The sequence below is a fragment of the Variovorax boronicumulans genome (genome assembly GCF_019352895.1).
Classification (GTDB): Bacteria; Pseudomonadota; Gammaproteobacteria; order Burkholderiales; family Burkholderiaceae_C; genus Variovorax; species Variovorax boronicumulans_A.
The window spans coordinates 2,229,803-2,255,688 of record NZ_JAAAFX010000004.1 but is presented as its reverse complement, the minus strand read 5'-3'; the positions used below and the strand labels follow the sequence as shown (position 1 = coordinate 2,255,688).

The 25,886-nt window shown below is 69.5% G+C and carries 19 protein-coding genes and 1 pseudogene; 6 read left to right on the top strand and 14 right to left on the bottom strand.

The window, feature by feature from the left end; translation table 11 throughout:
- Positions 1 to 6: 6 nt before the first annotated feature.
- From fhuE to K0H49_RS12030, 3 genes are all read right to left on the bottom strand, one after another.
- Complete coding sequence (gene fhuE, locus K0H49_RS12040; protein WP_219212363.1) at positions 7 to 2,397, bottom strand: ferric-rhodotorulic acid/ferric-coprogen receptor FhuE; 2,391 nt, start codon at positions 2,395 to 2,397, stop codon at positions 7 to 9.
- A 100-nt stretch (positions 2,398 to 2,497) separates the two neighbouring features.
- Positions 2,498 to 3,778: a sigma-70 family RNA polymerase sigma factor gene (locus K0H49_RS12035; RefSeq protein ID WP_219212361.1), complete on the bottom strand. Its 1,281-nt coding sequence runs from the start codon at positions 3,776 to 3,778 to the stop codon at positions 2,498 to 2,500.
- Between the two features lie 47 nt (positions 3,779 to 3,825).
- Entirely contained in the window at positions 3,826 to 4,794 is a 969-nt protein-coding gene (locus K0H49_RS12030; protein ID WP_219212359.1) for a helix-turn-helix domain-containing protein, read from the bottom strand.
- 179 nt (positions 4,795 to 4,973) lie between these two features.
- On the opposite strand from K0H49_RS12030, the gene K0H49_RS12025 reads away from it, so the two are divergent.
- The 3 genes from K0H49_RS12025 to K0H49_RS12015 are packed head-to-tail and all read left to right on the top strand — an operon-like array spanning position 4,974 to position 9,303.
- Positions 4,974 to 6,962, top strand: coding sequence for a TonB-dependent receptor (locus tag K0H49_RS12025; RefSeq protein ID WP_219212357.1), 1,989 nt, complete (start codon positions 4,974 to 4,976; stop codon positions 6,960 to 6,962).
- Positions 6,963 to 6,994: 32 nt separating this feature from the next.
- A complete protein-coding gene (locus K0H49_RS12020) occupies positions 6,995 to 8,062 on the top strand; it encodes a methyltransferase domain-containing protein (RefSeq protein WP_219212355.1) in 1,068 nt (355 codons plus the stop codon).
- Entirely contained in the window at positions 8,059 to 9,303 is a 1,245-nt protein-coding gene (locus K0H49_RS12015; protein WP_219212353.1) for an MFS transporter, read from the top strand. The genes K0H49_RS12020 and K0H49_RS12015 overlap by 4 nt, the downstream gene beginning before the upstream one ends.
- Positions 9,304 to 9,319: 16 nt before the next feature.
- On the opposite strand, the gene K0H49_RS12010 is transcribed toward K0H49_RS12015, so the two are convergent.
- Positions 9,320 to 10,252 carry a LysR family transcriptional regulator gene (locus K0H49_RS12010; protein ID WP_219212351.1) on the bottom strand — a complete coding sequence of 311 codons (933 nt, stop codon included), beginning with the start codon at positions 10,250 to 10,252 and terminating at the stop codon, positions 9,320 to 9,322.
- A gap of 152 nt (positions 10,253 to 10,404) precedes the next feature.
- Between K0H49_RS12010 and K0H49_RS12005 the strand changes: the two genes are divergently transcribed.
- Both K0H49_RS12005 and K0H49_RS12000 read left to right on the top strand, forming a co-directional pair.
- Complete coding sequence (locus K0H49_RS12005; RefSeq protein ID WP_219212349.1) at positions 10,405 to 11,397, top strand: Bug family tripartite tricarboxylate transporter substrate binding protein; 993 nt, start codon at positions 10,405 to 10,407, stop codon at positions 11,395 to 11,397.
- Between the two features lie 4 nt (positions 11,398 to 11,401).
- Positions 11,402 to 13,195 (top strand): acyclic terpene utilization AtuA family protein, encoded by a 1,794-nt coding sequence (locus tag K0H49_RS12000; RefSeq protein WP_219212347.1) that lies wholly within the window; start codon positions 11,402 to 11,404, stop codon positions 13,193 to 13,195.
- Positions 13,196 to 13,201: 6 nt separating this feature from the next.
- Here K0H49_RS12000 and K0H49_RS11995 read toward each other — a convergent pair whose 3' ends face one another.
- The 8 genes from K0H49_RS11995 to K0H49_RS11960 all read right to left on the bottom strand — a co-directional run bounded on the left by K0H49_RS11995 (position 13,202) and on the right by K0H49_RS11960 (position 20,650).
- Positions 13,202 to 14,095 (bottom strand): alpha/beta fold hydrolase, encoded by an 894-nt coding sequence (locus K0H49_RS11995; protein WP_219212345.1) that lies wholly within the window; start codon positions 14,093 to 14,095, stop codon positions 13,202 to 13,204.
- Positions 14,096 to 14,142: 47 nt separating this feature from the next.
- Entirely contained in the window at positions 14,143 to 15,027 is an 885-nt protein-coding gene (locus K0H49_RS11990; protein WP_219212343.1) for a branched-chain amino acid ABC transporter permease, read from the bottom strand.
- Positions 15,024 to 15,884 carry a branched-chain amino acid ABC transporter permease gene (locus K0H49_RS11985; RefSeq protein ID WP_219212342.1) on the bottom strand — a complete coding sequence of 287 codons (861 nt, stop codon included), beginning with the start codon at positions 15,882 to 15,884 and terminating at the stop codon, positions 15,024 to 15,026. The genes K0H49_RS11990 and K0H49_RS11985 overlap by 4 nt, the downstream gene beginning before the upstream one ends.
- Positions 15,881 to 16,609, bottom strand: coding sequence for an ABC transporter ATP-binding protein (locus K0H49_RS11980; RefSeq protein WP_219212340.1), 729 nt, complete (start codon positions 16,607 to 16,609; stop codon positions 15,881 to 15,883). The genes K0H49_RS11985 and K0H49_RS11980 overlap by 4 nt, the downstream gene beginning before the upstream one ends.
- Positions 16,610 to 17,410 carry an ABC transporter ATP-binding protein gene (locus K0H49_RS11975; RefSeq protein WP_219212337.1) on the bottom strand — a complete coding sequence of 267 codons (801 nt, stop codon included), beginning with the start codon at positions 17,408 to 17,410 and terminating at the stop codon, positions 16,610 to 16,612.
- Positions 17,410 to 18,645 (bottom strand): ABC transporter substrate-binding protein, encoded by a 1,236-nt coding sequence (locus K0H49_RS11970; RefSeq protein WP_219212334.1) that lies wholly within the window; start codon positions 18,643 to 18,645, stop codon positions 17,410 to 17,412. Before K0H49_RS11970 ends, K0H49_RS11975 begins: the two co-directional genes overlap by 1 nt.
- Entirely contained in the window at positions 18,645 to 19,214 is a 570-nt protein-coding gene (locus K0H49_RS11965; RefSeq protein WP_219212332.1) for a carboxymuconolactone decarboxylase family protein, read from the bottom strand. The genes K0H49_RS11970 and K0H49_RS11965 overlap by 1 nt, the downstream gene beginning before the upstream one ends.
- Before the next feature lie 68 nt (positions 19,215 to 19,282).
- Positions 19,283 to 20,650 (bottom strand): LLM class flavin-dependent oxidoreductase, encoded by a 1,368-nt coding sequence (locus K0H49_RS11960; RefSeq protein WP_219212330.1) that lies wholly within the window; start codon positions 20,648 to 20,650, stop codon positions 19,283 to 19,285.
- A gap of 406 nt (positions 20,651 to 21,056) precedes the next feature.
- On the opposite strand from K0H49_RS11960, the gene K0H49_RS11955 reads away from it, so the two are divergent.
- Entirely contained in the window at positions 21,057 to 22,622 is a 1,566-nt protein-coding gene (locus K0H49_RS11955) for an FAD-dependent monooxygenase (protein WP_219212328.1), read from the top strand.
- Positions 22,623 to 22,788: 166 nt separating this feature from the next.
- Here K0H49_RS11955 and K0H49_RS11950 read toward each other — a convergent pair whose 3' ends face one another.
- On the bottom strand, positions 22,789 to 24,630 hold the full coding sequence (locus K0H49_RS11950; RefSeq protein ID WP_257624675.1) for a YadA family autotransporter adhesin: 1,842 nt from the start codon (positions 24,628 to 24,630) through the stop codon (positions 22,789 to 22,791).
- 442 nt (positions 24,631 to 25,072) lie between these two features.
- Positions 25,073 to 25,844, bottom strand: a pseudogene (locus tag K0H49_RS11945) (transposase).
- Between the last annotated feature and the right edge of the window lie 42 nt (positions 25,845 to 25,886).

Sequence of the window (25,886 nt, the reverse complement as noted above, 5' to 3'; positions counted from 1 at the left end):
GCATTCTCAGAACTTGTAGTTGAGCGTCGCGAGCACGCCGCGCGGCGCGCCCCAGGCACCGTGGCTGTAGTAGCCGATCTGGCTGTAGTAGGCCTTGTCGAAGACGTTGTTCACGTTGAGTTGCAGCGACAGGCGCGGATCGAACTGGTAGCGCGCCATCAGGCTGACCAGCGCGTAGGCGTCCTGCTGCACGCGCTCCTGGCCGTTGGGGCCGTTGGCGAGCGTGTAGTTGCTGCTCTGCCAGTTGACGCCGCCGCCCAGCGTGAGCCGGTTCCAGCTGCCGCCCAGGCGGTAGGTCGTGAACAGCCGCAGCAGCGTGCGCGGCTGGTTGGTGCTGACCGTCGCGTCGAACGCGTCCTTGGCCGTGTAGTGGGTGAAGCCGCCCGACAGGTTCCAGCCCGGCAGCAGTTCGCCCGAGACGTCGATGTCGATGCCGGTGCTGCGCACGCCCTTGGCGCCGTAGTAGGCCTGGTCGAGGCCGCCGGGCGTCAGGAAGTCGCCGTCGGCCTGCGCGAGGTTCTCCTGCTGGATCCTGAACAGCGCAACCGAGGTGTTGAGCCGGCCGTCGTAGAAGCTGTTCTTGAGGCCCAGCTCGAAGTTCTTGCCCACGATCGGGTCAAGGTAGCGGCCATTGCGGTCGCGCGCGTCCTGCGGGTTGAAGATGCCGGTGTAGCTCGCGTACGCGGTGGCGCTCTTCGTGAGGTCGAAGGTGAGGCCGGCGTAGGGAATGAACTTCTTGTCGTCGCGCAGGTAGTCGACGTTGCGGTCGCGCCAGCTGCTGTAGCGGCCGCCCACGATCAGGTTGGTGCGGTCGTTGAGGGAGAAGCGCGCCGCGCCGTAGACGCCGCGCTGCGTGACCTTGCCTTCGTCCAGCGTCCGGTTGGCGCTCCAGTCGGGCTCGGGGTAGCTGCCGTTCCAGTTGCCGTCGAACACCACGGGCGCGAGGTTCTGCGCCTGGCGGTAGTCGTAGCGGTACTTCTGCTCGCTGTTGATCAGGCCGAAGGTCAGCTCGTGCTTGCGGCCCAGCAGTTCGACCGGGCCGCTGAACTGCGCATTGAGCGTGTCCTGCTCGCGGGAGCCGTTGTAGATGCTGCCGATCGCGCGCATGCCCAGGCCGTCGGTGCGATCGGGCCAGCCGATCAGGAACAGCAGCTTGGTGTCGAGCGACTGCTTGCTGTGCGTGAGGCCCACGTGGGCCTTCCAGTCGTTGTCGAAGCGGTGCTCGAGCGTGGCAAAGGCCGTCTCGGTCTGCGTGGCCCAGTACGACCAGTTCGCCGCCGGGGTGGCGGAGCGGTCCCAGTTCGTGCGGGTGCCGTCGGCGTACCACAGCGGGAAGCCGCCCCAGGGCGTGCCCTTGGGGTCGTTGTCCTGGTAGTCGGCGCCGATGCTCAGCTTGGTCGAGGGCGTGAGGTCCGCATCCACCACGCCGTAGAAGACCTTCTTCTTCACGTTGCTGAGCTTCACGTACGAATCGCTGTCCTGGTAGGCCGCCACGATGCGGCCGCGCACCCGGCCGTCGGCCGTGATGGGCGTGCTCAGGTCGACCGAGCCGCGGTAGTTGCTCCACGAGCCCGCGCCCAGCGAGACCTCGCCCGTGAGCACCTTGCTGTCGGCATGCTTGCGCACCAGGTTGATCGAAGCGGCCGGGTTGCCCGCGCCCGTCAGCAGGCCGGTGGCGCCGCGCACCCCCTCGACCCGGTCGTACAGCGCGGCATCGAGTTCGGACTCGCCCGCATACCAGTTCGAGGTGCCGGCCGTGGGAATGCCGTCGTACTGGAAGTTGGTGATCGAGAAGCCGCGCGCGTAGTACGTCATGCGGTTGCCATCGTTGATGCTGGCCGAGATGCCCGTGGTGTTGGCCAGCACGTCGGTCAGGCTCTGCAGGCGCTGGTCTTCCATGCGCTGCTGCGTGACGATGCTGATCGACTGCGGGGTGTCCTTGAGCGACAGCGCGAGGCCGGTCGCGGCCGCGGTCGCGCGCGTGGTGTAGGAGCCCGTGCCCTCGGTGGTGCCGCTGCGATCGGCCTGCGCACTCACGGTGACCGACGGCAGCGTCGTCTCGCCTGCGGCCGCGCCCGTGGGCTGCGGCTGGATCGTCAGCGTCGTGCCCTCCACGCGCCCCTGCAGGCCCGTACCCTGCAGCAGTTCGTTCAGCGCGCTGCGTGGATCGCGCGTGCCCTGGAGGCGACGCGCCTGCTTGCCCTGCACCTGCGCGGGCGAGAAGGCGAGCTGCAGGCCGGCCTGGTCGGCCAGCGCCTTGAGCGCGCTCGCCAGCGGCTGGGCGGGAATGTCGAAGGCGACGTTCTGGGCCAGGGCGGCCTGGAGGGACAGCGCGAAGCCGAGGGCGGCGACGGCGCGTGCCAAGCCGGTGCGGCGGGCCTGGAGTTTCTTCTGCATGACGGGGACCTTGGTTGGTTGTTTCGGGTTCACAACCTGTAAGACCCACGAGGCGCAAAAACGGGGCAGACTTTTTTGTGTGAGACGCGGGCGTTGTGCGCTATCGGTGCGCGATGTCGATGCTGCCGTCGGGCTGCCGCTCGACGCGCACCGGCAGCACGCTGGGCAGCGAGGCCAGCCAGCCGTGGGCTTCGGCCACGCGCACCTTGCCGCTGATCGGCAGCCGGGCAGCCGCGGGCGTGGCGCGCAGCGCCGCCGGCGAGTAGCGCGCCACGCGGGCCAGCGCGTCGGCCAGCGGCACGGCGTCGAATTCGAGCTCGCCCTGGCGCCAGGCCGCGGGGTGGGCGACGCTCGTCAGCACCTGCACGGCCTCGGCGATCCGCAGGCTCTGGCCGGCGCCGAGTTCGGCGCTGTGCCCGCCGGCGTCGACGCGCACCCGGCCCGACTCGACCTGCACCACGACGCCTTGACCGCCGTCGATCTCGACGCCGAAGCGCGTGCCGAGCACCGTGACCTCCACGCCCAGCGCCTGCACCACGAAGGGCCGATCCACATCGCGCCGCACCGCGAAGAAGGCAGCGCCTTCGTGCAGCCGCGTGAGACGGCGCGCGGCCGTGTAGTCGACGTCGAGGCGGCTCTGCGCATCGAGCGTGACTTCCGATCCATCGGGCAGGCTGCGCTGCAGCTGCCGTCCGCGCAAGGTGGCCAGCGTGGTCTGGAAACGCATCGATTCGCGCTGCAGGTGCTGCCACGCGGCCGTGCCCGTCACACCCACGGCGAACACGCCCAGCAGCGCAGCGAGCGACCTGCGACGGCCGGTGCGCGCGGCGGCCGTCTTGTCCTTGTCCGCCGTGTGCCGCCACTGGTGCAGCGCCTGCTCGATGCCGCGCGTGGCCTGCGCGATGTCGCGCTTGACGGTGTCGATCGACAGGCCGAGACGCGCCGCAATGTCGACCTGCTTCTCGCCGTGCAGGCCATGCGCGAGATAGGTGTCGCGCACCCGCGCCGGCAGGCTGGCCAGCGCGGCCTCGACGCAGGCCACGGCCTGGCGGTACATCGCGCTCTCGGCCACGTCGGGCGCCTGGGCCGGCGCGGCGCCGTCGATCTGCTCGCACTCGGCCAGATAGCCCTGCAGCCAGTTGCCGCGCCGCAGGTGGTTCATCGCCACGTTGTGCGAGATGGTGAACAGATAGGCCCGCGGATCGGCCAGTTCGGCATCCTGGTCGGGCGCGCGCTCGGCGATGCGCAGCCAGGTGTCGTGCGCCAGGCCGCGCGCGTCTTCCATGCTGCCGGTGCGGCGCGCGATGTAGCGCACCAGCTCGGCGTAGTGCTGCTCGAAGACGGAGAGAAGAGCGCCGTTCGACGGCGTGGACGGGTTCATGAGGCCGGGATCATAGCCGGTTATGAGAATGATTCTCAATAGACAGGTCAGGCCTCCGGCGTCCCCTCCCGCCCTGCCCCGCCGCGTGGGCCGAAGACCGACTTCGGTGTGCGCCCGAAGAACCTGGTGAAGGCCGCGCTGAAATTGCTCGGGTGCGCATACCCCACCTGCCAGGCCGCCTGCGCCACCTGGCTGCCCGAGGCCAGCAGCGTCCATGCGCGCTGCATACGCATCTCGAGCAGCATGCGGTGCGGGCTGGTGTCGAAGCGCTGCCGCAGGCCCTGCTTGAGCTTCGACTCGCTCAGGCCCACGGCGGTGCAGAGATAGCCGACCGTCAGCGCGCGGTCCATCTGCGCCGCCATGAGGTCGCGCACGCGCTCGATCTTTTCCGCATCGGCCTGGCGCAGGCGCTGCGGTGCCTGCGCCAGCGGCGGCGTCAGTCCGCGCAGCTGCTCGGCGAGCAGGCTCAGGGCATGGATGTGCAGATCCAGCGCCTCCTGCGGCGGGTCGCCCGCGCTCCGCGCCAGCGCCGCCGCATGCGCGGCCGCGGCGGGGCTGGTGCCGCGCCATGCCAGCTGGCGCACACCGGCCTCGGGCATCAGCGCCCGGCCGGGCTCGCCCAGGTAGCGCACCAGCAGAGGCTCGCTCACCAGCAGCCGCAACTGGCTCACCAGGGCGCCGGCCTGGTAGCGGCGCTCGCCGACGTTGTTGCGAAACGAGGAGACGGCCGTGTGGCCGGCCCGAAAGCCGATGCACGTGCCGTCCCGGCCCACGTAGCCGGAGTCGCCGGCGATGCCCAGCGTGACGACCAGGGTCGAGGCGCCGTCGGCACTGGCGTTCTCCTCCACCAGGTCGTCGACCGGGCCATAGCGCGAACGCACCACCGCCAGCCCCGGCTCGAGCTCGAAGCGGTCGGCGTAGCACTCGCCCACGGCTGGCGGCAGCTGCTGGCGCACCCAGCCCGAGCCGCCCAGCGGGCGCTGGCGGACGTCGGCTCTGGCGATGCGCTGTGCCATGGGGTGGTGATTCCTTGTCGGGTGGTGAGGAACGAGGGCCGGCGCCGGAATGCACAGGAAATCGGCCGGATCGCATTCAAAACTGGATGATAAGCATTCTCATCTGAAACCAGAATTCCTCTGGTGCTGTGTGGCATCCGGCTGCGCGGCGAGATGTCCGTCTCGAGAGGATTCCGACAATGACGACGATCACACGCCACCGGGCCGCGCCCTGGTGGCCGCTGGCCCTGGCCGGCCTTTGCCATGGCGCCGGTGCGCAGACCGAACTGCCCGCGGTCACGGTCACCGCCAACAAGCAGGCCCAGGCACTCGATGCGGTGCCCGCCGGCGTGACCGTGCACGAGGGCGAGGTGCTGGAAGCGGCCGGCGTCACCAGCCTGCGCGCACTGGAGGAGATCACGCCGGGTCTGTCCTTCCAGCCCTTCGGGCAGTCCGGCATCCACTCCCCCGTGGTGCGCGGCCTGAGCGCCAACTTCTTTTCCTTCTCCACCTCCACACTGCTGCTGGTGGACGGCGTGCCGACGCTGATGGCGCAGGGCTTCGACAACAGCCTGCTGGCCATCGATCGGGTCGAGGTGCTGCGCGGCCCGCAGTCGACGCTGTATGGCCGCAATGCCGAAGCCGGCGTGATCAACATCCACACCCTGGCCCCCGGCTACGCGGCCCGCACGATGCTGTCCACCGCCTTCGGCAGCCGCGGGAAGCAGGGCCTGCGCTTCGACCTCAGCCGGCCGCTGGTGGAAGACACGCTGTATGCGAGCGTCTCCGGCAGCTGGACCCGGCAGCACGGCTTCATCGACAACACCCTGAACGGCGGCACGGCCGACGACCGCGAACAGGGCGACGCCCGCTTCGCGCTGCGCTGGACGCCCGACCGCGACACCGACGCCACGCTGCGCTATGCGCAACAGACCTGGCGCGACGGCGCCGCGCTGTGGGGCGCGCCTGCGGCAGCGCGCGCCACCGTGGCTTCGGGCACGCCGAGCTGGAACCATTCGATCGCGCGCACGCTGTCGCTCGACGTCTCGCACGCCTTTGCGTCGGGGCTGCGCCTGCGCTCGATCACGGCACGCAACGAGTTCTTCGACCGCGTGATGCAGGACACCGATTTCCGCGCGCCCGACACGCTGCACATCGGCCGCGACCACCGCTTCCAGACGCTGTCGCAGGAACTGCGGCTCGAAGGCAGTGCGGGGGCGTCGCAGTGGCTGGCCGGCCTCTACCTCGACCGCGACGACCACGCACTGGCGAACGAGCAGAAGCTGCCGCTGGCCCTGACGCGCAGCCTCGCCGAACAGAGGGGCCGCACGGCCGCGCTGTTCACGCACTGGAGCGTGCCGCTGTCGGCGCAATGGAAGGTCGAGGCCGGCGCGCGCATCGAGCGCAACGAACTCAATTTCACGCCCGGCGGCCAGCCGCGGCGCAGCGCCGACGACACGCGCTTCTCACCCAAGCTCGCGCTGCAGTACCAGGCCACGCCCGACAGCCATCTCTACGCGAGCGTCTCCGAAGGCTTTCGCGCGGGCGGCTTCAACGTGTTCGTGCCCGCGGCCAACTACGCGGCCTTCGCGCCCGAGACCGTGCGCTCCTTCGAGATCGGCACCAAGGGCACGCTGCTGCAACGCCGCCTGCGCTATGCCGCCGCGCTGTACCGCATGAACGTGCGCGACATGCAGGTGCAGCAGATGCCGACACCGGGCGTGGTCTACATCACCAACGCCGCGTCGGCCACCTCCACCGGCGCCGAGTTCGAACTCGACTACCTGCTCGCGACCGGCTGGCGCCTGCAGTCCGGCCTGGCGTTCAACCGCACCCGCTTCGGCACCTTCCGCGACGGCAGCGACGTGTACGACGGCCACCGCAACCCCTTCGCGCCGGACCTCAACGGCCATGTCGGCCTGCGCTACGACGCGCCGAAGGGCTGGCATGTCCAGGCCACGTTGACCGCCACCGGCAAGGTCTACCTCGATGCCGCCAACCGCTACAGCCGCAACGGCTTCGGCCTGCTCAACCTGTCGGCCGGCAAGACCTGGGGCGCCTTCGAACTGTCCGCCTATGTCCACAACCTCGCCGATCGACGCTACGACGCGGTCGGCTACCAGAACGGCATCGTCACGGTCTACAGCCCGCCGCGCGAAGTCGGGATGCGGTTGACCTGGCGCATGTGATCGGCAACAAGACTGACGAGGAAACGAACACCATGGATTTCACACACCACCATCCCATGCAGCGCTACTGGTCCCTGGCCGTGGCCTCGGTCCAGGCCGATGCGCTGGACACCGCCCTGCAACTCGGCCTCTTCGATGCATTGGCGGCGCCCGCGCAGGCCGACGAGATCGCGCAGCGCCTCGGCCTGCATCCGGCCAACACCGCGCACCTGCTCGAGCTGCTCTGGAGCATGGAACTGCTGCTGCGAACGACTTCCGCATCGACGGCCACGCCATCGGCGCCGCGCTATCGGCTCGCCCCGGTCGCCGAGCGCTGCATGGCCAAGGATTCGCCGACGCACTGCGGCGATGCCTGGGCCTACCGGCTGCGCTCGCTGCGGCATTCGGGCGCGCAGATGCGCGAGCGCGTGCAGCGCGGACAGGGCCCGCTGGCGCAGCCCCCTGCCCCGCACCTGGCCGCCACGGGCGCCAACTGGGCCAGCGCGGCGCGGGTGCAGATCGGGCAGGAGCAGCGCGCGGTGACGGTGCAGGTCGCCTGCGAGCTGCTGGCGCTCGTGCCGGAATTTGCGGGCGCGCGCCGGCTGCTCGACCTGGGGGGCGGCCCGGGCTGGGTCGCCATCGGGCTGGCGCAGGCCCAGGCGCAACTGGAGGGGGCGGTCTTCGACTGGCCCGAGACCGCCGCCGTGGCGCGCGAGAACATCGAAGGCGCGGGCCTGTCGCACCGGCTATCCACCATCGGCGGCGACCTGGACCAGGACGATCTCGGCGCCGGCTACGACCTGGTCTGGTGTTCGTCCGTGCTGCACTTCGTGCCGGATGTGGCGGCCACGCTGCGCAAGATCCACGCGGCCCTGCGCCCGGGCGGCGTCCTCGTTTGCGCGCATGCCGAAGTCTCCACCGCGCCGCGGGAGGCCGCTGCCGTGCTGCCCTACTACCTCGCCATGAGGATGATGGGTCGGCACGTGACGGCCGAAGGCGAACTCGCTCTTGCGCTGTCGCACGCGGGCTTCGAACGCATCGAATCGATGGGCGCCGCCGGCTTCCCGATGGCACCGGTGCAGGTGCTAGTCGCGCGGCGTGCCGCCGAGGACGCGGCGTGAACGAGCGCTTGCGCGATGGCCTGCACCAGGCCCTGTTCGGCTGGCTCAACCTGGCGCTCACCGCGCCCAGCGTCTACCTGTGGCTGGGCCTGCCGCTGATCATGCGGCAGCACGGCTGGTCGGGCGTCGACATCGGCCTGTTCCAGCTCGCGGGCGTGCCGGCGGTCTTCAAGTTCCTGCTGGCCGCGCCGGTCGAGCGCTACCGCCTCGGCGGTGTGCGCACCGGCCGCTACCAGGCCTGGGCGGTGCTGCTCTGCATGGCCTTCGCGCTCGTGCTGTGCCTGGTCGGGCGGCAGGAACTGCTGTCGAGCCGGGCCGAACTCTTCGGGCTCGCGCTGCTGGCCGCCTTGCTGGCCACTTGGGCCGACATCCCCGTGAACGCGCTGGCCATCAAGCTGCTTCCGGCATTGCAGCGCCTGCGCGCGGGCGGCATCCGCTCGGCCGCGCTGTCGATGGGCGCGATCGTCGGCGGCGGCCTGATGCTGCTGGTGCAGGCGCGCTGGGGCTGGCGCGCGCCCTTCTGGCTGATGGCCGGGGGCCTGGTCGCGGGCGCGATCGGGCTGTGCCTGGTGCACGAGCCCGCGGCATCGCCCGTGGGCACGTCTTTGAGCGCGCCCGAAGGCCTGCGCCTGCGGGACTTCCGCGACTACCTCGCGCAGCCGGCGGCCCGCCCATGGACCGCGCTGCTGTTGCTGTATTTTCCCTTCATCGGTGCCGCGTGGTTCTATTTGAAGCCGCTGCTGCTCGACCATGGCTTCGCGGTGCGCGACGTGGCGCTGGTGGTTGGCGTGGGGGGCGGGCTGGTGGCGGCCGTGGCGAGCCTGCTGGCCGCCAGGCTGATCCGATCCGCCGGCCTGTCGCGCGCCGTGCCGGCTTGCGCCGGCCTGAGCTTCGCGGCGCTCGCGGCGCTGACGCTCGCCGTGGCGTTGCAGGCCGGACCGGCCATGCTGGTCTGCGCCGCGCTGCTGGTCGCGGTCGCGATGGGGTGCGCCGCCACGCTGGCCTTCGGCCTGATGATGCATTTCACGCGCCGCGCGCGCGAGGCCGTCGACTACGGCACGCAGGCCAGCCTGTTCTCGCTGAGCCGGCTCGCGGTGCCCCTGCTCGCCGGGCTGCTGCTGGATCGCACGGGGGCGGTCGGCATGCTGCTGTTCCTGTCGGCGGCGATGGCCGGGGTCGTGGTGTTGTCCCTTCGCAGCCGCCACCGGATCGCGGAGGCGGTGTGGGAAGGCCGCGCCTGACGCGCCCCGGCCGCCGTCAGCGCCCGGCCTTCGGCGGCTGGCGGTCCAGGCCCGCATCGCGCGCACTGAACACCGCGACCACCTGGTCGCGAAAGTCCTTCATCACGGCCGAGAAGTAGGCGTTGCGGCGCCAGAACAGGCCGATCTGCAGCGCCCACACCGGGGCCGGCGCGGGCAAGGCCGCGAGGCCCGCGCCGGTGCTCGCGCCCAGCGAATCCGCGGTCATCACTGTGAGCAGGTTGCTGGTGCGCACCAGTGGCGCGAACACCGCGGGCGAGGCATCGGTCTGCAGGAAGGCGGCCGGCATCTCGATGCCCGCTTCGGCGAACATCGATTCGACCCACACGCGCAACGCGATGTTCGATGGCGGCAGCGCCCAGGGCTGGCTGGCCATGTCCTGCAGGGTGAAGGGGCGGCGGTGCAAGGGGTGGCCCTTGCGCGCGACCACGAAGGACTGCTGCTCGCCCAGCACCACGCAGGACAGCGCGGCCGGCGTCGGGTCCTGCACCGCGGCGATCGCGAAGTCGAGCAGGCCGGTCTCGAGCTGGTGCATCAGCACGCCGCTGAGCTGCACGTGCGCTTGGAAGCGCACATCGCGCGGCGCGCCCAGGAAGGAGGCCAGCACCGGCGTCACGACCGACTCGACCACGGCCGGCACCGTGCCGATGCGCAGCTCGCCCGACTGACCGGTCTTGAGGTCCTGCACCTCCTGGCGCATGTCGTCGACCATCTGGCCCAGCCGCAGGTTGCGCGCGTACAGCGCCTGGCCGATGGCGGTCAGTGCCACGCCGCGCGGCGTGCGCTCGAACAGCCGCACGCCCAGCGAAGTCTCGAGCCGCTGGATGGCCTTGGACAGGGCCGGCTGCGTCACGCCCAGCACGTCGGCCGCGCTGTGCAGGTTGCCCAGTTCGGCCACGATCCTGAACGATTGGAGGTCCTTGAGCTGCATGGCGGAGGGTCGGCGGTCGATTCCAGATCGTTATCGCAAAACCCCATGATAGGTCTGGCCGCGCGGCCGGCCGATTTCCATAATGGGCCGCACAGCGCAACGCGACCGGTCTTCTCCCGGCGCACCAGACGCTGGCAACGGAGACAACAGACATGCACAAGACATCCGCCCACCGGGCGCGCGGCGCGCTGCGCGTTGCAGCCCTCGCCGTCCTGGCCACCGTCGGCATCGGAGGGGCCGGCGCGCAGGAGGCCTACCCGAACCGGCCGATCCGCGTCGTGGTGCCCTATCCGGCCGGCGGCAACACCGACATCATTGCGCGCGATGTCATGAAGGAGGTCTCGGCCCGGCTGGGCCAGCCGGTGGTGATCGACAACAAGCCCGGCGCCAACAGCATCCTGGGCACCGACACCGTGGCCAAGGCCGCACCGGACGGCTACACGCTGCTGGTGGTGATCGGCGCCTATGCCAACAACGAGGCGCTCTACCGCAGCCTGCCCTACAAGCCCGCCGACCTCGCGCCCGTCGCGCAGCTCACGCGGACCTCGCTGGTGCTGGTCACGGCGCGCCCGGGCCTGCGCACGCTCGACGACCTGGTGCGCTCGGGCGGCGATGCCAATGCGCCGCAGAGCTTCGCCAGCAGCGGCGTGGGCTCGGCCGCGCACCTGCTGGGCGAGCGCTTCGCGCGCACCACCGGCATGAAGGGCACGATGCACGTGCCCTACAAGGGCACGGCCGACGCAACCACCGACCTGGTCAGCGGCCGCGTGGGCTTCATGTTCGATGCGATCTCGGCCATGGGCCCGCACATCCGCCCGGGCAAGCTCACGGCGCTGGCCGTGACCGGGCAGGACCGCTCGCCGCTGCTGCCCGAGGTGCCCAGCCTCAAGGAGCTGGGTCATCCCGAGCTCGTGACCTATGCCTGGGCCGGCGTGATGGCGCCGGCGCGCACGCCGCCGGCCATCGTGCAGCGGCTGGCCGGCGAGATCGCGACCGTGATGAAGGGCGCCGAGTTGCGCACCCGACTCGCGGCCATCAGCACCGAGCCCGTGGGCAGCACGCCCGCGGAATTCGCGCGCTTCATCGCGCAGGAAGCCAAGGTCAACGGCGACCTGATCCGGCAACTGCAGATTTCCCTGGACTGATGCGATGAACCACAAGACCGTGAAGATCGGCGGCGCCTGCGCCTTCATCGGCGACAGCCTGATCGGCCCGCGCCAGCTCGTCGACGTCGAGGGCATGCAGTACCTGGTGTTCGACTACCTGGCGGAGATGACGCTGTCGAGCTTCGCCCAGGCGCGCAAGGTGAATCCCGCGCTGGGCTACGCGGGCGACTTCGTCGAGGTGACGCTGCGCGAGATCCTGCCGCGCTGCCTCGCACGCGGCATCCGGCTGGTGGCCAATGCGGGCGGCCTGAACCCGCGCGGCTGCGCGGCGGCCATCGAGGCGCTCGCCAGGGAGTTGGGCTGCGCGCCGCGCGTCGCCTTCATCGAGGGCGACGACAGCCTGGCGCTGCTGCCCGCGCTGGCGGCCGAGCAGACGCCCGACTTCTACACCGGCGAGGCCATGCCCGAGGCCATCGACAGCGCCAACGTCTACCTGGGCGCGCTGCCGATCGCACGCGCCCTGGCGCTGGGCGCGGACATCGTGGTCACCGGGCGCATCGTCGACAGCGCCACCACGCTGGGCGTGCTGATCCACGAGTTCGGCTGGAGCGCCGAGGCCTATGACCGCCTCGCGGCCGGCTCGCTGGCCGGCCACATCCTCGAATGCGGCGCCCAGGCCACGGGCGGCATCTTCACCGACTGGGCCTCGGTGCCCGACTGGGAGAACATCGGCTACCCATATGTCGAATGCGATGCCGAGGGCGGCTTCGTGGTCTGCAAGCCCGAAGGCACGGGCGGCTGCGTGACGCCGGCCACGGTCAGCGAGCAGATCCTCTACGAGGTCGGCGACCCGGCGCGCTACGTGCTGCCCGACGTGGTGTGCGACTTCACCCAGGTGACGGCCGTGGCCGCCGGCCCCGACCGCGTGCGCGTGGCAGGTGCGCGCGGCATGGCGCCGCCGCCGACCTACAAGCTGGCCGCGACCTACCAACAAGGCTGGCGCTGCACCGCGCAGGTCTCGGTGTTCGGCGCCGAGGCCGTGACCAAGGCGCGCCGCACCGGCGACGCGCTGCTGGGCCGCGTGCGCAGGCTGCTGCACGAGAAGGGGCTGGGCGATTTCGAACGCAGCGCGGTCACGGTGCTCGGTGCCGAGGACAGCTACGGCCCGCACGCCGCGCCCAGCGTGCTGCGCGAGGCGATCGCGCGCATCGCAGTCACGCATGCCCGCAAGGAGGCGCTGGAGATCTTTTCGCGCGAGGCGCGCGCGCCGGGCGTGTCCTTTGCGCCCGGCACCACCAGCGGCAGCGCGCTCACGCTCAACGGCCGCGCCGCGGTGGAACCACGCTATCGGTTGTATTCCTGCCTCGTGGCGAAAGACCGCCTGCCCGCGCCACGCGTGGTGATCGGCGATCGCCAGGACAGCGTGGCGATCCCCTGTGGCGGCGAGCCGGTGCGGCCGAGCGCCGCCTCACCGAGCGCCGGGCCGGGCAGTACGCCGCTGATGGCGACCGCCGCAGCGATGCGCCAGGTGCCGCTGATCGCGCTGGCCTACGGCCGCTCGGGCGACAAGGGCGACACCTCGAACATCGCGGTGATCGCGCGGCGCCCCGAGGACCTGGCCCTGCTGCGCCGCGTGCTCACGCCCGAGCGCGTGCGCGCCTACCTCGCGCACCTGGTGCACGGCGAGGTCACGCGCTACGAGGTGCCGGGACTCCATGCCTTCAACTTCTTCATGACCGAGGCCCTCGACGGCGGCGGCCCGAGTTCGCTGCGGCCCGACCCGATGGGCAAGGGCATGGCGCAGCTGCTGCTGGGCATGCCGATCCCGCTGGACTGAAACGCGTCAGTCCGGCGCGCCGAAGAACTCGCGCAGCAGCCGGTTGGTCTCCTCGGCGCGTTCGTACTGCACCCAGTGCCCGGCGCCGTCGATCACCGCGCCGCGGCGCTGCGGGTGCTGGGCGACCAGCCCGGCCACCAGCGGGCGCGGATCGGCCGTGACGTCGTACTCGCCCCAGACCAGCAGCTGTGGACCGTCGTGCGTGGCCAGCGCCGCCTGCAGGCCGCCTGCGAGCGAGACGTCCTTGCTGCGAAAGCGCGTGCCGTGGCAGGAGATGTCGTGGATTGCGAAGGCCAGCGCATCGATCGCGGCGGGGTCGTGCAGCATCAGGGCACCCAGGTTGTGGCGCAGTGCGGCGATCTCCGCTGCGCGGTCGGGTGCGGCGCGCCAGTTGATCATCTCGACCGTCATGCGGCGCAGCGTGCCATGGCCGCCGCTGCCCATCAACGCGATCCGGCGCACCGCACCGCGGCGGGCCGCGAACTGCGCCGCGGTCAAACCGCCGAAGGAGAAGCCGCCGAGGTCGATCACGGTGCCCACGCCGATCAGCGTGTCGAGCGTGCCGCCCAGCGCGCGCAGCAGCGGGTCGATCGCGGCTTCGCCCGCGGCCGGTGCCGGTGGCACGCCGGAGTCGTGGAAGCCCGGCATGTCGGGCAGCCACAGCGCGCGCTCGGCCGACAGCGCCTCGATGTTGCGCAGCCAGTGCATCCAGCTGCCATGGCCGCCGTGCAGCAGCACCAGCGGCGGCAGCGTCGAACTGTCGGGGCCGAAGCGGCGCCAGCGCACGCGCACGCCTTCGTGCTCGGCATCGTGAGAGATGGCGCGCGCATCGATCTGCGCGAGCAGGCGGCGCGCGTCGGCGTCGGTGGTGGCGGTGAGAAAGGAAGGTGCGGAATTCACCCGCCCTATTCTGCCCGCGCCTCTTCGACGACGTCGGCGGCGCGCGATCAGTCCGGCCGCCGGCTGCGCAACCGGTACTCGCGCGTCATCCCCTGCGGCCGGTAGATCAGCATCAGGATCAATCCCACGCCGATCAGCATCAGGCGCAGCGAGGCCAGCTGGCTGGGACTCAGCCACGAGACGTAGTCGCTGAGGAAGCGCGTGCCTTCCAGCAGCAGGATCACCGTGCCCGCGCTCAGCAGCACGCCGCGATGGCTGCCCCGCCCGCCGATGATGACGGCCATGAAGGCATAGGCCGTGATGATCGGACCGAACTGCGTGGGGTCGATGTAGCGGTAGTAGAAGGCATGCAGGCAGCCCGCGACGCCGACGGCGGCGCCGCCCAGTGCGAAGAGCTTGAGCCGCATGCCGAGCACGTTCTTGCCCAGCGTCGCGACCACCACCGGGTCGTCGCGCAGCGCGCGTGCGGTGCGCCCCAGCGGCGAGCGCGCCACGAGTTCGAACACCGCGAAGACCAGCGCCAGCAGGAGCACCGCCAGCAGCAGGAAGGCCGTGTCGTTCTCCACCGGCCGCGGGATCGCGGAGATGCCCAGGCTGCCGCGCGTGAGCCAGGACTCGTGGGTGATCACGAGCTTCAGGCTCTCGGCGAAACCCAGCGTGACGATCGCCAGGTAATCCTCCGAGAGGCGGATGGAGATCAGGCTCACCAGCGCGCTGGCCAGGGCCGTCAATGCAACGGCGGCCAGCATCGCCAGCCACGGGTTCCAGTGCAGCTGCGTCGCCAGCTGCGCGCACAGGTAGGCGGCCAGCATGTAGAAGCCGAACAGGCCGAAGTTGACCAGGCCCGTCAGGCCCCACTGCATGTTGAGCGCCAGGCCCGCCAGGCTGGCGATGGTCACGAGCACGAGGATGGAGAAGAGATACGTGGTCATTTCTGCACCCATTTGCTACCCAGCAGCCCGGAGGGCCGGACCACCAGCAGCAGGCTGAGCACCCCGAAGGCGACCAGCGTGCGGTAGTGCGGCGGCAGCACGAGCGTGGCCAGTTCGGCGAACACGCCCATCACCAGTGCGCCCGGAATGGCCGCCAGCGGATGGGTCAACCCACCGAGGATCGCCGCCGCGAAGACCGGCAGCACGTAGTTCCAGCCCATCTGCGGGTCGAGCGTGGTGTCCAGCCCGATCAGCATGCCCGCGATGGCGGCCAGCGCGCCCGACAGCAGCCAGGTGATCGTGACCACACGCTGGCGCGAGACGCCCCGCGTGGCCGCCAGCGACGGGTTGTCGGCCACCGCCCGCATGGCGCGGCCGAGCCGGGTGTAGCCGAAGATCAGGCCGATGAGCAGCAGGCTGGCCAGGCTCACCGCCGCGCCCAGCAACTGCTCGTGATTGACCCGCAGCCCGGCCCAGCGCAGCGGGCGGGCCACGTCGACCGCATAGCCGACCGGGGTGTTGCCCGCAAGAAAGCTCACCGCGTTCTCCAGCACGAAGGACACGCCCATCGAGGCCACCAGCAAGGTGATCGTCGAGCGGTCGCGCAGGGGCCGGTACACCACGAAGTCGATCGCGGCCGCCAGCAGCGCGGCCAGGCCGGTGCCCACGACCGCGGCCCACGGCAGGCTCAGGCCCAGGGCCGTGTTGCACCAGTAGATCAGGTAGGCGCCGACGGTCAGCATGGCGCCGATGGAGAAGTTGGCGAAGCGCAGCACGCTGAACGTGAGGGCCAGCGCCAACGCCGGCAAGGCCACCAACATGCCCGAGACCAGGCCGTTGAACAAGAGCTGCATCATTGGCCGCTTCCCAGGTAGAGGTGGTGCAGGCCGGGGTCAGCCGCAAGTTCGGCAGCGGCACCCAGCCGCCGCACCTTGCCGGCCACCAGCACCAGGCCGGTGTCGGCCACCGACAGGCCCAGCCGCACGTTCTGCTCGATCATCAGCAACGTGACGCCGGTCTGGCGGATGCGGTGGATGGCCACGAACAGCAGCTCGGCATTGCGCGGCGACAGGCCGGCCGAGGGCTCGTCGAGCACCAGCAGCGCCGGCGATTGCATGAGCGCGGACGCCATCGCCACCATCTGGCGTTGGCCGCCGCTGAGCAGGCCCGCGGAGGTTCGCAGGTGCGGCCGCAGTTCGGGGAACAGTTCGAGCATGGCGTCCATGCGCGCGCGCAGCGGCGATGCGGCGCGCGCGGACTGCAGGAACTCGCCGCTCATGCGCAGGTTGTCCGCCACGTCCATGTTGCGGAACACGTTGTTCTCCTGCGGCACGTAGGCCATGCCGCGTTGCGCCCGCGCGGGCGCGTCCAGCCGGCTGATGTCCTGCCCGGCGAGCAGCAGGCGGCCCTCCGAGGGCGGCAGCAGGCCCACCACCGCCTTGAGCAGGGTCGACTTGCCGGACCCGTTCGGGCCGATGATGGTCAGGGCGCCGCCCGCGGGCAGTTCCAGCGCGACGCCATGCAGGATGTTCTTGCCGTGGTAGCCGGCGTGAAGGTTCTCGATCGAAAGCGATGCGGTCATTCAGCCTCCCAGGTAGGCCTGCTGCACGCGCGCATCGGCCGTGACGTCGGCGAAGCTGCCCTGCGTCAACACCGTGCCTTCGGCCAGCACATAGACGGTGTCGCACAGCGCGGCGATCATTTCCATGTTGTGCTCCACGATGGCGAAGGTCATGCCTTCGTCGCGCAGCGTGCGGATGAAGTCGACCAGCTCGTCGATCAGCGCCGGGTTCACGCCCGCGGCCGGTTCGTCCAGCAGGATGACCTCCGGGTCGCGCATCAGCGCACGGCACAGTTCGAGCAGCTTCTTCTGGCCGCCCGACAGGCTGCCCGCGGGCTCGTCGAGCAACCGGGTCAGCCGCACGCGGTCGAGCAGGGCCACGGCGCGCTCGGTGGCCTGCGCCTCGGCACGACGGACCTTGCCGCGCCCGAAGAACACCGATCGCATGGTGTCGCCCGGATGGTCGGGCGCGGCCAGCAACAGGTTCTCGAGCACCGTGAGGCTGTCGAGCTCGCGCGACAGCTGGAAGGTGCGCGCGATGCCGCGCCGCGCCCGGCGGTGCACGGCCAGCCCGGTGATGTCCTCGCCGTCGAACAGCACCTGCCCCTGGTCGGGCTTGAGCGTGCCGGCCAGCACGTTGAACAGGGTCGACTTGCCGGCGCCGTTGGGCCCCACGATGCCGGTGATGACCGAGGGCGCGATGGCCAGCGTGGCATTGCGCAGGGCGGCCACGCCACCGAAGGCCAGGGACACGTCCCGCGCGACCAGGCGGGCCTGCGCGGCCGGCGCAGCGGCCTGGCGTGCGATGACTGCAGCCCCCATTACTTGAGCACGTCCACCAGTTCGTTCACGCCGTTGCGGATCACGAAGTGGCCGAACTCGCGGTTGAGCTGGTCGCCCGTCGGGGTGAAGGTGAACTGCGAACCGGCGCCGCTGTAGGCCACGGCTTTGCCGGCGCGCAGGGCCTTGAGTCCGTCGACCGGGTTCTCGACCTTGGTGCCGACACCGTTGGCCACCTGGAGGATCGACTTGGCGAAGACCTTGGGGTCGGCGCTGCCCGACTTCTCGATGGCCAGCGCAAGGACCGAGATCTCGTCCCAGACGTTGGACGGGAAGATCGACAGCGTGTTCGGTGCGATGCCCGCGCGGCTGGCGAAGGTCTTGTAGGCGGTCGAGTCCTTGGGCGGGATCGATTGCACGTGATGGATGCCCTCGGCCACGGCCTTGCCGACGTTCTTCACGAAGGCGCCTTCCGCATCCGCGGCCGAAGAGTTCGCGTAGATCCTGCTGGTGAAGCCGCCACGGTAGACCTCGCGCGTGACAGCGGAGAGGTCGGGCAGGTAGCTGGGCAGGAACACCGCATCGGGGTTCTTCGCGAACACCTTCTCGACCTCGGCGCGGTACGAGGGCTGGTTCGGGTTGTAGTAGACGATGTCGAGGATCTCGCCGCCGCCCTTCTTGAACTCGTTGACGAAGGGCTGGACCATGCTGAGCGTGAACGGCGTCTGCAGCACCAGCAGCGAGGCCTTGCGTGCACCGTCCTTGGCCACGGCGCGCGCGAAGACCTGGCCCCAGTCGCGCCCGGTGGCCTGGAAGCGCCAGACCAGGCCCTTGTTGTCGCCCTGCGTGACCTCGTCGCCCGAGCCGGTCACCAGCAACGGGATGCCCTTCTCGATGGTCAGCGGCTTGACCGCCATGGCGACCGCGCTGCTCCACAGGCCGACGATGGCCGAGACCTTCGACACCTCGAGCAGCTTGCGCGTCGCGGCCACGCCGGCCGTCGGGTTGCTTTCGTCGTCCTCGATCACGATCTCGAGCTTGCGGCCGTTGAGCACGCCGCCGGCTTCGGTGTTGATGTACTCGGCCGCCTTCTTCGCGGCGTCCGCCATGCCGGCGCCGTAGGCACCGCCGCCACCGCTCAGCGGCACCAGCACGCCGATGCGGATCGGCTCCGCGGACGACTGGGCCAGGGCCGCATGCGGCGCGGCCAGCAGTGCCAGGCTGCCGGCGGCGAGTGCCAGCGCGGCACGGCGCGAAAGGGGTTGGAAGCGGGACATCAGATACTCCTCGGGGACGAAAGCTCGGCGGCCGGCACGGCGTCGTGCTCCTCGCCGATCTGCAGGGCCTGGTTGAAGCGGTTGAAGAAACCGCACAGGGAAATGCGCAGCGTCAGCTCGACCACCTGGGCCTCGCTGAAATGCGTGCGAAGACGGGTCATGAGCTGGTCGCGGATGCGCTGCGGTGCCTGCGTGACCGCGATCGCGTACTCGACCACCACCTTGTCGACCGGCGTCAGCTCGGGGTGCTCGGCGAAGTCGAGCAGGTTCAATGCGCCCTCGCGCGAGATGCCCTCCACCGACAGGCGCGGCGCATGGTTGTCGACGCAGTAGGTGCACTGGTTGAGCAGCGACACCACCACGATCGCCATCTCGACGTAGCGATAGGACACGCCCTCGCGCGCCTTGAGTTCGAGCAGCATGGAGAACAGGTGCTCGGCCGCGGGGCGCACATGCGCCATCACGGAGAACTGGTCGGCAAAGGTGGCGCCGCCACCGGTGAAACGCTCGAACAGGTCCTTGAACTGCGGGTCGAAGGAAGCGGGGTCGAGTTCGGAAACTCTGGGCATGGCAATGCTTTCGAAAAGATGTCGGAGGGATGAAAAGTCGGCGGCGCGCGGCCGCCGAGGGTCGGTGTTCAGGTGCGCCGGCGGGCGGTGGCACCGGTGTGGCTGGCGGCCAGCACGGGGCCTTGCTGGAGCAGCTTCTCGCGCAAGGTTCCTGCCGCGTAGGACTTCTTGTAGGCGCCGCGCGCCTGCAGCTCGGGGATCAGGAATTCGACGATGTCCTCGAAGGTCCGGGGCGACTCGACATAGGCCAGGTTGAAGCCGTCGATGCCGGTCTCCTCGACCCACGATTGCAGTTCGTCGGCGACGTCCTGGGCATTGCCCACGACCACCGGCCCGCGCCCGCCGATGGCGACGAAGTCCACCGCGTCCTGGACCGTCCAGGTGCGCCGCGGGTCCAGCTTGCTGAACGACGCCAGCGCCGACTGCCCGGCTTCGGTGTCGACGTAGCTCAGCGTGTCCTGCGACTGGTAGCGCGACAGGTCGACGCCCGTCCAGCCCGAGAGCAGGGCCCGCGCGCCCTCGTGCTCGGCATGCGCGCGGTAGGCCTCGAAACGCGACTGCGCCCGTTGCGACGTCGCATCGACGATGACCGTGAACATGGCGAAGATGCGCACGCTGTCGGCGGCGCGGCACTGCAGTTCCAGTTGCCGCCGGATGTCCGCGACCGTGCGGCGCACGCCTTCGCGCGTCGGCGCGCCCACGAAGATGCACTCCGCATGGCGCGCCGCGAACAGCGTGCCGCGTGCCGAGCCGCCCGCCTGGAACAGCAGCGGCGTGCGCTGCGGCGAGGGCTCGCACTGGTAGACGCCGTGCGACTGGAAGTAAGGCCCGTCATGGGACACCGCGTGGATGCGGCCCGGGTCGGCGTAGAGGCCGCGCCGCGCGTCGCGCACCACCGCGCCCTCTTCCCAACTGCCTTCCCACAGCTTGTAGCAAAGCGCGAGGAAGTCGTCGGCGCGGTCGTAGCGCTCGTCGTGCGGGACCAGCGCCGTGTGGCCCAGGCTCGCCGCACCGCTGCGCAGGTAGGAGGTCACGATGTTCCATGCGACGCGCCCCTGCGTCAGGTGGTCCAGCGTCGTCAGGCGTCGCGCCAGCAGGTACGGCGGCTCATAGGTGACCGAGGCCGTGACGCCGAAACCCAGGTGGCGGGTGGCGTGCGACATCAGCGGAATGAGCGGGAACGGATCGTTCATCGGCACCTGCGCGGCGTGGCGCAGGGCCGCGTCCGGGGAGTCGCCGTCGGTGTCGTAGACACCGATCACGTCGCCGAGGAACAGGGTATCGAACAGGCCCTTCTCGAGCAGGGTGGCCAGGTCGATCCAGTAATTGGGATCGAGGTAGCGGGTCGACCGGTCTTGGGCGCCGCGCCACTGGCCGGGGGCCAGGTGCCCAATGCAATTCATCATGAACGCATTGAGGCGAATTTCTTGGGTCATCGGGAAGCTTGCCGGCAAGGTGCCGACGGGCGCCTGCGGGCACGCGCTGCGCTCGTCATGGAAAACCCTGATTCTGGCCGCGCAGAGGCCCGATTCACGCCGCCCTTTGCGCCCATTGGTAGCAAGCTTGGAAGGAAAACGAATAAGCGTGGATGCCGCTCCTGTGGCTGGAACACGCCTGCGACGACGGATGAACCGCGTGGCGCGGCCGATGCTAAAGTGCGGGCCTGTCGAAAAAGGCGGACTTGGTTCGGTAAGCCCAGGTCCTTTCGGAGACGAAAGCTCTGCCTCTGCGTCCTGCACGAGGCCCCACGACGAACCCGGGATGCCCACGCATCCCTTCTGTTCGTCCGTGCGGTTTCGAATCGACAACCGCTCCGGTCGAACGACGCACAAGGAGCCGTCGATGCGAGATTCGAAGACCTGCGATGTCGTGATTGCGGGCGCAGGGCCTGTCGGTTTGTTCCTGGCCTGCGAGCTTCGCCTGGTGGGCGCCACAGTGGTGGTGCTGGAGCGAGCCGACAGCCCCGACACGCCGTTGAAGCGGCTGCCCTTCGGCATGCGCGGCCTGTCCGCCCCCACCATCGAAGCCTTATACCGCCGCGGCTTGCTGGACGACATCGCGCAGCGCCCAGCTGCGCCGGATCGGGCGGGCGCTTCCAGCGTTCCGACTGCTCATGGGATGCACCAAGGTGGTCGACCTGGCGGCCACTTCGCGGGCATTCCGTTCTCCCTGGACAAGGTCGAGCCGTCCCGGTGGCGGTATCGCCTGCCGGGTCCCGCCGGCACCCACACGGCCACCACCATGGAGCGCATCGAGACCGTGTTGTCCGCCCGTGCCCTTGCGATGGGCGCCGAGATCAGGCGAGGCCTTGCGGTCGAGGGCGTCGTGCAGCCGAGCGACGGGGTGAGTGTTCGCGCCGGCGGCCAGACGCTCGGCGGGCGCTGGCTTGTAGGCTGCGACGGCGGCCGAAGCAGGGTGCGCAAGCTCGCCGGCTTCGAGTTCATCGGAACCGACGCCGAGTTCACCGGCTACTCCGTGGAGGTCGCGCTGGCCGATCCCGAAAAGCTCGCCGCCGGTCGTCGGTACACCCCCACGGGCATGTACACCTACCAGGCGCCCGGCACCATCGCCATGGTCGATTTCGACGGCGGTGCCTTCCACCGGACAGGGTCGATCACGCTGGCACATGTCCAGTCCGTGCTGCGGCGTGTTTCAGGCACGGACGTCACGGTGGCCGACCTGCGGCTCGCGACCACCTGGACCGATCGAAGCTGTCAGGCGACGTGCTATCGCAGCGGTCGGGTCCTGCTGGCCGGCGACGCGGCCCACATCCATTCCCCCTTGGGCGGCCAAGGCCTGAACCTGGGTCTAGGGGATGCGATGAATCTCGGATGGAAGCTCGCCAGCGTGATCCGTGGCCATGCGCCCGAGTGCTTGCTCGACACCTACTTCGCAGAACGACATCCCGTGGCATCGCAGGTGCTCGATGCGTCGCGCGCCCAGGTCGCGCTCATGCGGCCGAGCCGCAGCACCCGCGCACTCGAAGCCATCGTCCGGGACCTCATGGACACGCCCGATGGCGCGACCTACTTTGCCGAGCGCGTCTGGGGCCTGTCGCTTCGCTACGAGCTCGGCGGTGCGCACCCGCTGGTCGGTCGCAGTGCCCCTGACTTCGAATTCAGCGATGGAACCAGGCTGGGTGCGTACCTGAAAGGCGGCAAAGGCCTCCTGCTGGATTTCGCCGCCGATGCCACGCTGGAGGCGTGTGCCAGCGGCTGGCCAACCCGAGTTGACTACCTCGCCTGCAGCGCAAAGAACGCGCTGGGCTTGACCGCGTTGCTGCTGCGACCGGACGGCATCGTTGCCTGGGTCAGCGAGGCAAGGCCTGACGCTGTAGAGGCGGCGCAGGCGGCAGCGAGATGGTTTGGTGAGGTTTCGCGGTTGGCGGCGTGTGGCGTGAGCAGGTGACCTTGAAGGGGCGGCTTCGAGATGCAGTTGATTCGCTTGGGCCTTTTTGTGACGTCAGCGCGAGCGGCCAAAGTCGGCGGCGGATTCAACTGGCCGACACAACACATTCGCTGAACATCTCAGCGGGTGTGTGGAAGCCGGCCCCTTGTTCACATGGACGCCCGTCTTACCAGGCGTAGCCCAACTGAACCCGCGTCGCGACCCGGCTGGTGCCGCTGCTCATCGCGCCTGAGATGCCCACGCCGATGTTCAAGGCTTCATTGACCTGGTAGCCCCAGGCCGCACCCACTGCACTTTCGCCAGAGTAGGCGCCCACGGCGACACCGGTCCAATGCTTGCCGGGTGCGAGTGCCGGCATCTGGGGCATCGCCAGCGCCGCAGCCACACCCTTCGCTGCATACGTCCTGGCATCTTGCGTCGCTGCACTCACGGCCTGCTGCACTTGACCCACATTGGCCGCATCGGTTGCCGCAGTGCCTGGCGCGACGTTCGTGATCTGGCGCGTCAGGCCGGCCGATGCGTCACCCACCGACACGGTGTTGTCACGCGTAGCCACCGAGCCCTGACCCAGCGCGACGGAGTTGCTTCCCACGGCCAGCGTGTTGGCGCCCAGGGCGACCGAGTTGTTGCCCGCGGCGATCGCGTTGTTGCCCACCGCCGTGGTCGGATCCGCCAGCGCCTTCGCGCCCGCGCCGATGGCCACCGAGCCGGCAAAGCTCGCCTGCGCGCCGTTGCCGATGGCCGTCGTGTCGTCGCCGTCGGCCACGGCATTGCGACCGATGACGGTCGCTCCCGTGCCCGTGGCCTTGCTGCCAGTGCCACAGGTGACATTGCCGCTGCTGAAGCTGCACAAGCCATTCTCGAAAGCCTTGTTCATGACCTCCTGCAGCGCCACCACCTGCTGGGTCGTGAAGCCGTTGGCCGTCACGATCGCGGTCTGTTGCGCCTGCTGGACTTGAGCGACGTTCGCCGCATCACTTCCTGCGACGCCTGCGCGCACGTTGCTGATGGTCGTGCCCGCGCCGCCATTGGCACGCAGCTGCAGTTCGGCGCCGCCGGCCGCGTACTGGGCGGAGTTCAGGCCCAGGCGCTGTGCATCGTCGGCCGTGGTCTGGGCCGCAGCAGCAGCGCTCACGCCGGCATTCGCGGTGGTCTGAGCCGCGTTGGCGGAGGTTTGGGCGGCAGCTGCGGCGCTTACACCCGCATTGGCTGTGGTCTGCGCTGTTGCAGCCGCGCTCACGCCGGCATTGGCGGTGGTCTGAGCTGCGTTGGCGGAGGTTTGGGCGGCAGCTGCGGCGCTTACACCCGCATTGGCTGTGGTTTGCGCTGTTGCGGCCGCGCTCACGCCGGTGTTGGCGGTCGTCTGTGCAGCGCCGGCGGCGGCCGAAGCCGAATTCGCGCTGCTCTGCGCGTTGTTCGCGGCATTCTGTGCCTTGTTGCCGACGTCAAGCGCCACGCCAGCGATTATGGTGGCGCTGGTGGCGGTGTTCTGGGCCTTGAAGGCGGCTTTGTCAGCCGTCGTGGCCACGTTCATGGCGCTGTCGGCCGCGTCGCGTGCGGCGTAGGCAATGTTCTGCGCGGCGCTTGCATTGGTCACCGCCAGGTCGGCCGTACCCTGTGCGCTGGCAGCGGCGCTCGCTGCATTGTCGGCGGTGTTTTGCGCATTGTCTGCAGCGTTCTTCGCCGTGTTGCCCACGCTCAGGGCGGTGCTGGCGATGTTCTGGGCGGCGTCGGCGCTGTTCTGCGCCTTGTTCGCATCTTTGATCGCTTGCGCGGCGATGGCTCCTGCGTGGTCTGCAGTGCTCTGTGCCGAGTTTGCCGTGGTTTGGATGCCGAAGGCTTGGCCGCCGTTGATGGCTTCGGTGCTTCCCGCGGCGATTTGACCGTCGCCGACGTTCATGACCGGCTCAGCGAAGGCGCCTGTAACGAGGGTGGCAACGACCGTGCCGATGAGGGTGCGAACGAGATTCGGGCGGCGCAGGCGAGAGGGGCTGACGTGGGTGTGCAAGATTGTCTCCAGATTCTTTGAAGACGGCACGAGCATCGCCGCACCGTCCAGGCCTCGAAAAAAGCCTTTTACGAATATACATAAAGATACATTTGAAACGCATGCTCACGACAAACGGCTTGTGAGCAAGTTCACATTTCGTTCACATTCGGTAATCAACGTCGGGCTCGTGGGGGAGCCCGCGCTGCCATCGCGCCTCTAGTGCGCAAACTAAAGTTTGCGAAGATGAAATCTGATCACTGGGGTGGGCGACCTTCTGCTGCAGGCGTGCCGGGTAGCGCGTCGTCGATCGTCGTCGATCGACTTGGCAGGCTGTTGAATTTCGCTGCTTGAAGTCGCTGAGGGACTTTGTCGTGAGTTCTTTGGAGCGGCGGGGCGCTGGCGTGGCGACGTGTTCGGCTCAAGGCGAGGCAGATGCGCCTTCAGCGCCCCCCGCTTTACCTCACCGCGCCATCGCTTGCGGCATCGAACTGAAGATTCGCGCCATTCGCACGATGTTGCTCGCGGTCATCGTCAACTTGAACTGCTGGTCCACACGCCGGATCCCTCGGCAGACCGTCTGGCGGATCCGCCCCAACCGTCTTGCCCCAGCCGAAGTGCTCCTCGAGGCACCTGCGCTTCGTCTGGCTCACCGCCTGGCTGGGTGCCTGGTCGTTCTCGCGTCGATCACGTGCCGCCCCAGCGCGTCTGATGGCTGGCCACGTGCGGCGTGACCCGCCGCACGTTGCACGTTGCACGCTGCACGCTGCACGCTGCACGCTGCACGCTGCACGAAGTCTCGTGTGTCGTAGGCCTTGTCCGCCGCGGTCGTTCTGCCCAGGCCTGGATCAGCGTGCCGTCCACCGAGAAACGATCGCGACTGAGCAGCTTGCGCAGCTCGGCCAGCGCCATCACTTCGGCGAAGAAGCTCTCCACCACCGCGTGTTTCAAGCAAGCGGTCACGGTTCTTGGAGAAGCTCGAGTGGTCCCAGACCGCCTCGTCGATGGCCAGTCCGATGAAGCAGCGGCACAGCAGTTGTGGCGGATCTGCTCGACCAGTTGGCGATCGATGCGCGACCTGTCTCTGCGTAGATGAGGTTGAACAGGCCGTTCAAGCGGCTCAGTGCCTCGTTGACCACACCGCGGATGGCCCTCAGTGGAGGGTCCGACCGCACGAAGTCCTCGAGCCTGACCACCGTGAACGACGCCTCCTGCATCCCCTCTGATCCAGGCATCGTCTTCACTGCGTCATGAGCAAGAACACGGCATCTACGACG

Coding starts and splice junctions, on each gene's coding strand:
- fhuE (WP_219212363.1), bottom strand. CDS start 2,397: ATGCAGAAGAAACTCCAGGCCCGCCGCACCGGCTTGGCACGCGCCGTC.
- K0H49_RS12035 (WP_219212361.1), bottom strand. CDS start 3,778: ATGAACCCGTCCACGCCGTCGAACGGCGCTCTTCTCTCCGTCTTCGAG.
- K0H49_RS12030 (WP_219212359.1), bottom strand. CDS start 4,794: ATGGCACAGCGCATCGCCAGAGCCGACGTCCGCCAGCGCCCGCTGGGC.
- K0H49_RS12025 (WP_219212357.1), top strand. CDS start 4,974: ATGACGACGATCACACGCCACCGGGCCGCGCCCTGGTGGCCGCTGGCC.
- K0H49_RS12020 (WP_219212355.1), top strand. CDS start 6,995: ATGGATTTCACACACCACCATCCCATGCAGCGCTACTGGTCCCTGGCC.
- K0H49_RS12010 (WP_219212351.1), bottom strand. CDS start 10,252: ATGCAGCTCAAGGACCTCCAATCGTTCAGGATCGTGGCCGAACTGGGC.
- K0H49_RS12005 (WP_219212349.1), top strand. CDS start 10,405: ATGCACAAGACATCCGCCCACCGGGCGCGCGGCGCGCTGCGCGTTGCA.
- K0H49_RS12000 (WP_219212347.1), top strand. CDS start 11,402: ATGAACCACAAGACCGTGAAGATCGGCGGCGCCTGCGCCTTCATCGGC.
- K0H49_RS11990 (WP_219212343.1), bottom strand. CDS start 15,027: ATGACCACGTATCTCTTCTCCATCCTCGTGCTCGTGACCATCGCCAGC.
- K0H49_RS11985 (WP_219212342.1), bottom strand. CDS start 15,884: ATGATGCAGCTCTTGTTCAACGGCCTGGTCTCGGGCATGTTGGTGGCC.
- K0H49_RS11980 (WP_219212340.1), bottom strand. CDS start 16,609: ATGACCGCATCGCTTTCGATCGAGAACCTTCACGCCGGCTACCACGGC.
- K0H49_RS11975 (WP_219212337.1), bottom strand. CDS start 17,410: ATGGGGGCTGCAGTCATCGCACGCCAGGCCGCTGCGCCGGCCGCGCAG.
- K0H49_RS11970 (WP_219212334.1), bottom strand. CDS start 18,645: ATGTCCCGCTTCCAACCCCTTTCGCGCCGTGCCGCGCTGGCACTCGCC.
- K0H49_RS11965 (WP_219212332.1), bottom strand. CDS start 19,214: ATGCCCAGAGTTTCCGAACTCGACCCCGCTTCCTTCGACCCGCAGTTC.
- K0H49_RS11960 (WP_219212330.1), bottom strand. CDS start 20,650: ATGACCCAAGAAATTCGCCTCAATGCGTTCATGATGAATTGCATTGGG.
- K0H49_RS11955 (WP_219212328.1), top strand. CDS start 21,057: ATGCGAGATTCGAAGACCTGCGATGTCGTGATTGCGGGCGCAGGGCCT.